This window comes from Psychrobacillus sp., assembly GCF_056205495.1.
Genome location: NZ_JBAEAP010000576.1, coordinates 1 through 7,137, shown reverse-complemented (window position 1 = coordinate 7,137; position 7,137 = coordinate 1). Strand labels below are relative to the sequence as shown.

6 protein-coding genes, 1 tRNA gene and 1 pseudogene are annotated in these 7,137 nt (G+C 34.9%); all 8 read right to left on the bottom strand.

What is annotated here, in order from left to right; genetic code table 11:
* Positions 1-142: pseudogene (locus tag AC06OU_RS16315) on the bottom strand (tRNA-dihydrouridine synthase); the annotation flags it as partial.
* 377 nt (positions 143-519) lie between these two features.
* Positions 520-593, bottom strand: a tRNA-Arg gene (locus tag AC06OU_RS16310).
* 162 nt (positions 594-755) lie between these two features.
* Complete coding sequence (locus AC06OU_RS16305; RefSeq protein ID WP_475857180.1) at positions 756-1,907, bottom strand: Ger(x)C family spore germination protein; 1,152 nt, start codon at positions 1,905-1,907, stop codon at positions 756-758.
* The gene (locus tag AC06OU_RS16300) at positions 1,888-3,354 is read right to left on the bottom strand and encodes a spore germination protein (protein WP_475857179.1); all 1,467 of its coding nucleotides are present in this window, start codon (positions 3,352-3,354) and stop codon (positions 1,888-1,890) included. Before AC06OU_RS16300 ends, AC06OU_RS16305 begins: the two co-directional genes overlap by 20 nt.
* On the bottom strand, positions 3,293-4,465 hold the full coding sequence (locus AC06OU_RS16295; protein ID WP_475857177.1) for a GerAB/ArcD/ProY family transporter: 1,173 nt from the start codon (positions 4,463-4,465) through the stop codon (positions 3,293-3,295). The genes AC06OU_RS16300 and AC06OU_RS16295 overlap by 62 nt, the downstream gene beginning before the upstream one ends.
* Positions 4,466-4,725: 260 nt before the next feature.
* Positions 4,726-5,058, bottom strand: a complete 333-nt coding sequence (locus AC06OU_RS16290; protein ID WP_169361001.1) for an antibiotic biosynthesis monooxygenase family protein — start codon at positions 5,056-5,058, stop codon at positions 4,726-4,728.
* A 45-nt stretch (positions 5,059-5,103) separates the two neighbouring features.
* Positions 5,104-5,421, bottom strand: coding sequence for a hypothetical protein (locus AC06OU_RS16285; RefSeq protein ID WP_475857174.1), 318 nt, complete (start codon positions 5,419-5,421; stop codon positions 5,104-5,106).
* Positions 5,422-5,695: 274 nt separating this feature from the next.
* Positions 5,696-6,997 (bottom strand): cation:dicarboxylate symporter family transporter, encoded by a 1,302-nt coding sequence (locus AC06OU_RS16280; protein ID WP_475857173.1) that lies wholly within the window; start codon positions 6,995-6,997, stop codon positions 5,696-5,698.
* Between the last annotated feature and the right edge of the window lie 140 nt (positions 6,998-7,137).

The following is a 7,137-nucleotide window of genomic DNA, read 5'->3' as shown; positions in this document are numbered from 1 at the left end:
CCGTGTTTGTAAATTCCGTAAAGAATACATCAGGTCTACCTGCTTTACTAACAACCTGACGAAAAACTACATCTGTCACATCTTCCATTGGTGCAAGTACAAAAAAAGGTTTAGGCAATTCCTGCCAAAAATTTTTAGTCATATTAATATTCCAGCCCTCTCATAATGGGATTCTTCTTCAACCACAGATCCCAGTATTATTAAAAATGATGATTTAATTTAAATTAAAAAAGTTATTGCATATATAGAGAGCAGTAAAGAACTCGTTTAGGTAGGCAATAAAGTCATTTTTATAGTATAACCTAGCTTTTTCAATTTATCTTCATACATGTTTTTCTTATAAAGATTTTAATTTTGCCAAGAAGTAAATTTGGTAGTTCTGCTCTTTATTTATTTTGCTTAGTGACACATTTAAAACAAGGAGCCAAAAGACAGAAAAAATGCCCCAAATCCCTTTTATATAAAAGGATTTGAAGCACTTTTAGTTAGGTTCAAACTTCGATCATCTGAACCCATCTACGTCCCAGGAGAGATTCGAACTCCCGACCGACGCCTTAGAAGGGCGTTGCTCTATCCAGCTGAGCTACTGAGACAATATTTTCTTTCCGAATTAAAATACTGGAAAGACAATATTTATTATCATGTATATTTGATTTATTGTCAAGGGTATTAATCAATTTTTATAAATTAATAAGGAAAATAGAACATTATTTACTATTCTATCCCCATACTTCCTTTATTAAAAAGCAATTAAGCTATTGAATCGTCTCTTTAAAAGCTTTTCTCCCTGTATAGACTTTATTAACCTCTATTGTTATGCTGCTAATAGAGTTTTCTGTCAAGGGGACTTTTCCATTCTTCTGTAACCTTTTCCAGTTTTTCAAGTCACTTCTGTATAAATATTCTGAGAAACGATAAATGTCCACGTCTTTTTCCAGTCCTGCTAGATAGGTTTCTTCAATTTCTTTTTTTATTTGTTTTCTAACAAAATGACGAATCTCTTTCTCGGTAATTTTCCCCTCGAAGCCACTTAATAAAGCATTCATATTTAATTTTACTTCAAATTTCACTTCGTCTCCTTGTACTTTAGGTTTTACTTTTATTTTGAGGTTATCAATTATAACTGAAACAAACTTATCGTCACGATGAATGCTAATTTCACCACTTTTGGTTTCCTTAGTCATCCATTGTAATCCGTTAACTTGTTCACCTGATATAAAGCCTTTGAATTCATGAGGAGTAACGATACCTACCCCTTCGAATTTTGGTAGTTTATCTTTTTCTTTTTCGGTCTCCCAATTATCATCTATTTTTATATAGGGAATGCTTACTTCATAGCTAGGTTCATTTAATCGGATAACTAGCTTTCGGAAATCAATAGGTTCTATAAAGGACTCTTGTTGATAGGAACTCATTGGATCGGCTAGTTTAAGCCTCGTCATGGCACTGTTAAAAAGAGGTGTTAACAACATCACCTCACCGACTGGATCTTTCGTGGTATATATCCAAGTTTGGTATCTAATCTCCCTGTATCTTAAAAAGGAGTTAATAATAACATTAGCCCTTCCTTCTTTAAGCGCTTCTTCAGAAAGAACCATATACGTCATATGTCCCCAGAACAACTTCAAATCCATGGATTTATACAGGTTAAAGAAAGCCTCTTCCATAGTGTCCCCTTTAGCCTTACCAACTTCCACCTGAATAGCATCCTGATTTGGTTGCTCTGTTTTTGCAATATTAACGAAGTTGATAATTTGAGCATGTATTTCATATTTATCTTCTTTATAATCAATCCCTATTGCATAGATATATCGTATTCTATTTGGTTCATCCACATCCCAACAGCTGGATAGTAAAGGTAGTAAACAGCAAAGTATGCATAACTGTTTAATTTTTCTCTTCATCATCTGCTCCTCCAAGTCGAGTAGAATCCTGAGGATTTAAAGCGTGCGGACGCTCTTTATAGTTTTTGGGTGCAGGCCTTAATAGCGACCTTTTAATAGTAGACCAACTCAAATCCGTCGCAATATTCATATACGGAACTCCAAATATTCTTATGCTTGATAAATAAAGCAGTAAAAAATACAAAGAAATAAAAAATCCAAACAATCCCAATATAGAAGTAATCAATATGAGTATTATCCGGACAATACTTACAGCTGTGACAAGCGACTGATTTACTAAGGTAAAGGTAGCAATGGTAGATATAGCGATCACAACAATCATTGCGGGGCTTGTCAAACCTGCTCTTATAGCTGCATCTCCTACAATTAGGCCACCTACCACACTAATGGTTCCACCAATAACCGTTGGCAATCTTAAGCCTGCCTCTCTAAACAACTCAAACATAACTAGCATCGTCAGCATTTCAAGGGCAGAAGGCAATGGAAGACCAGAATTATTTTGAACAACGGTGGCTAATAGTTGAAAGGGTAATTGATCCTGATGAAAAGTTGTCAGTGCTAGCCAAAAAGCTGGTAGGGCTAATCCTATCATTAATCCAATTATCCTCAGCACTCTTTCAGCACTACTAAAAGCGCTTGGATATTCTACGTCTTCGCCAGCTTTTAAAAGCAAAAACAAATTGACAGGAGTAATGACTACATAAGAGACACCATCTACTAGGATAACAAACCTTCCCCTTACTAAGGCTTGTACAGCAAAGTCTGGCCGACCGGTATAATCATTTCTTGGGAAGACAGGAGATCTTTTATTTATCGTTTCTAGTAGCAGTTCACCACTAAAAACGATATCAATATCCACTTCATTTAATTGACTCATAATATCTTTCAGAATATCCTTATTAGCAATATCATCCATATAAAGTACAGCAACAGTCGTTTTTGTCCTTTTCCCTAATTCGAGTTTTTCTACGTTCAAGGAATTAGTAGGTAATCTTTTTCTTATTAAAGCAATATTAACTGATATATCCTCAATAAAATTATCCCTCGGACCCTTAATAAGTACTTCCATCCTAGATTCCTCAGGATTTCTATTCGGCTTTTTAGCAATATTACTTGAGAGCGTAAGATTTTCATCCTCAAAATGTAGAATTAGATAACCATTAAAGATTCTTGAGATTAAATCTTCTTTTGTCTCAACCTTTTGTAAATCTGGTATATGAAGCTTATTCAAAATGAACTCTTCAAGTGGTTCCTCGCCAACCTCACTACACGTTTCTTGTACGCGAGGAACAATGGTCTCATTTAATAGTTGAAGATTGATCATAGAATCACAGGTTATAAAATGGACTTTATATTTCCCATAGTTGTACAACTGAAATATGACATCTTCATTCTTCTTGAATAGTTCCTTTATTGTTTGAAGATTTAGTATCCCCTCCGGTGATTTCACTTTGTTTACCTCCTTTCCTACGTTTTTCCTCTTTTTTAGTTGTTTTTTTATGAAAGAAAGCAATCCAGAACAGGAAGATTGATACGAGTAAAAAGAATACGAAAGTAGCTATAAGAAAGTAATTACCTTTGATGAAAAGAAATAAATTATCATTTATTACGGTTAAAATCATACAAAGGATAAAGAACGCCGGGGCTAATATGACCCAGACAGATTTCTTTTTATTCATTTTAAGTAGGTCAACTGTGATGAATAAGAGAAGTCCAACACGTATAAAGGCACCGGTTAGCCATTGATAGATGGAAAAAAAGTCTAGATGTTCAATGAACTCTCCAATAGTAACTAAACCCCATTCCTCATATGCCGGATAATTTTGCTCAGCAGCCTCATCTGGCCCAAATTCTGTAATAGCACCTAATAAAGGACCTATGGTTAGACCCATTAACAAAAATAAAATGATTGCAAAATGGAACCATCTCATTTTGTCCTTAATATGTTGTTGTAAAAAGAGAAGTAGTATTAGCTCTATATAACCTGCGGCAGGAAAAACACTGGCTTTTAGTACTGGCTCCCAGCCATGCTCCAAAAAAGGGCGTAGTAACGAATAATCCTTCACTTGAATATTCACAAAGGCTACAAAAAAACCTAAAACTAAAACACCAAACAAGACCATGACATTTACTATAGCAATAGTTTGGATACTGCTAGTTGCTAATAGGATGCACAAAACGATATAAATTATTAATAAGACAATAATGGAGGTGGTAGGCAAAAAGGTTGTTTTCACCCATTGCATCGCTTCACGCATTGTAAAGACCGCCAATACGAACAGATAGATCCCTACTACATAACGAAAAATTGTACTAGTTTTGGGACCTGTTGCCTCCTGAAGCCACTCCATCAATGGCTTCTGTTTAGCTTGCTTATAAATATAAACAAGTATAAAAATCCAGAAGAACATGACTACTGCAGCCAGTATGACAGACATCCACCCATCTCTACCTCCTACCTCTAGAATAGGAGGTAGAATAGTGACATGATTTTTTAATCCAATCATAGTCATGGATAAAGCAACAACGTGTAAAATACTTATTGGACCGACTTTTTTCAAGTTCATACCTTCTAACGTTTTATAATACTTTCTAGTTTTGACAACTTTTAAAGTGTTTATAAGGTAAAATAGATATAAACTTGAAGAACTATTCTTAAGCAACCTTAGAATGGATGTCTTGTTAAAATAAAAACTGTTTATTTATATTTAAGATCTTCGTTACATTGGAGAGATTCATTATTAAGTAGAGATAACTCTAGCTAGGATTCTTCTAAAACAAAAAGAGCAAGCTAGGTTAATAGCTTGCTCTTTTTAACAACTTATTCAACTACTGAATAGTTACCATGTTCCATGGAAATCACATATTCAGGCTTCGGTGGTTTTCCACCGTGCTCTTTTATTTTATTTTTGTGACCAGCGATATGCTCAGGACTCTTTTCCCATGCTTTCCATGCCTCTTCTGATTCCCAGCGAACGATCATTACTACTTCCTCTTCACCACGTCGAACGTTTTTTACTAAGAGTTCACGTCCGATAAAACCTTCTCTTTGTTCAATTAAAGACGGTCCTTGATCTGGTTTTTTCTTAAAGCGTTCTAGTACCTTATCTGAATTTCCTTCTGTTACTGTCCATTTTCGTATTTGTACGAACATTGTCATCCCTCCAAATTATTACGAATATATGTAATATCTTTCTTATTACTGTCCTGATTCTTCCACTTCATTCTGTTGATCTTTTTCATCAACTTCTACTAATTCAAATAACTGGGCAAATTCATCCATTAACATTTCTACAGCCTTTAGCTCCCCCACTAACACTGAGTTCACGGACTGTAGCTCGGGAGTAGCGAGCTGTCTTTTTAGAGAATTAGATTTAGTTTGCATTATCTCATAGAAGGCCAAAGCTCTTCCCCGACGAAACGTTTTTGCTCCACGTCTTTTTCCACTACCTCTACAAGGACCATTTTGGTCTTCACAGTGATCGGTGAGTCTTTCTCTATGGGAATCATTTTTCATTTTTCATCCCCCTTATGTATACAATCGTATACATAAAATTGTATACGATTGTATACATCCTGTCAATTTTAAGCAAGGAAATCTGTATGTTTTGCTACCAGGAAAACAGACTCAATTAAAGCAGTGGATTTACATGCAATGAAGCAAAAAGATAAACGACTCCTCAGAAAAAAGAATAGCGCCTAAGACCCTTAACGTAAAAGGATTTTAAGCGCTTTTCTAGCACGGTACCAACTTATTCTAAACCTTGATACATCTGTTTACTTTTATACAATTAATTCTCTTTAACTGAAGCATCTGCTGTTTCCTTATTAAAGTAGTTATTATACTTGTCCATGTCAAGACGGCCTTCCCATTTCGCCATGACTAATGCTGCTAATGTATTACCACATATGTTAACAACTGTACGCATCATATCTAATAGACGGTCAATTCCAAGAATGAAAGCTAGTCCTTCTAACGGAATACCTACTGCACCAAGTGTTGAAAGAAGCACAACAAACGATACTCCCGGCACACCTGCTATACCTTTCGATGTGACCATTAACGTTAAAACTAAAATAATTTGATTTGATAAAGACAAATCAATATTGTACATTTGTGCAATGAATAATGCTGCAATTGCTTGGTATAAAGTAGAGCCATCTAAGTTAAACGAATAACCTGTTGGGATAACAAATGACCCAATATCTTTTGGTACACCTGCTTTTTCTGTTTTCAGCATAATACGCGGCAATACAGTTTCAGAGCTTGCAGTGGAAAATCCTAATATGAGCTCGTCTTTAATCATTTTAATAATGCGGAATATGCTTAACCCAACAATTTTAGCCGTTATGCCCAATACAACTACAATAAAGAAAATCATCGCAAAATAAACTAAAATCATTAGTTTCCCTAATGGAATTAAAGAAGATAACCCGAATGTGGAAACAGTCGTTGCGATTAATGCAAAAACACCAATTGGCGCAAATTTCATAATTAAATTCGTTACCCAGAACATCGCGTCGGCTACACCATGCGCTAATGCTAATACCGGTTTGCCTTTATCACCAATAGCTGCAACCCCTAGACCAAACAATACGGAGAAGAAGATGATTGGCAACATGTCCCCTGCTGCCATTGAGGAGACAATGTTTGTCGGTACAATATTTACAATTGTATCCATTATGCTATGATCTTCTTTAGACATTTCTTCTGTTGTTTCAACATACGAAGAAATATCTCCTTTTGTTAACTCATTCATATCGACACCGCTACCAAACTGCGTTATATCAGCTAATAATATACCTAGAATAATGGCAACCGTTGTAATGATTTCAAAATAAACAAGTGTTTTAACACCAAGTTTTCCAACCTGTTTTAAAGAACCTTGACCGGCTACACCAACAATTAATGTCGAAATAATAATTGGGACTACAATCATTTTAATCATATTCATGAAGATCGTCCCAACTGGAGTGATATATTTTAGAATATTATCGTTACCATAAAATATAGCGCCTACAATAATACCTAAAATCAAGCCGATTAAAATTTGCCAAGCAAGCCCAATTCTTATACGATTTTTCTTTTTCATTTCTTTATCCCCCCCCCTTAATACTGTGCATAAAAATAAACTATCTTAAAATAATATATTGTTTTTTATTATACTAGAATATTATAGAAGAGTGAAATTATTACCCCTATGTAAATAATGGTAATAGCATATGAATTTTT

Excerpts from the sequence above, each read along its gene's own strand:
- AC06OU_RS16285 (WP_475857174.1), bottom strand. The coding sequence starts at position 5,421 with ATGAAAAATGATTCCCATAGAGAAAGACTCACCGATCACTGTGAAGAC.
- AC06OU_RS16280 (WP_475857173.1), bottom strand. The coding sequence starts at position 6,997 with ATGAAAAAGAAAAATCGTATAAGAATTGGGCTTGCTTGGCAAATTTTA.
- AC06OU_RS16305 (WP_475857180.1), bottom strand. The coding sequence starts at position 1,907 with ATGATGAAGAGAAAAATTAAACAGTTATGCATACTTTGCTGTTTACTA.
- AC06OU_RS16290 (WP_169361001.1), bottom strand. The coding sequence starts at position 5,058 with ATGTTCGTACAAATACGAAAATGGACAGTAACAGAAGGAAATTCAGAT.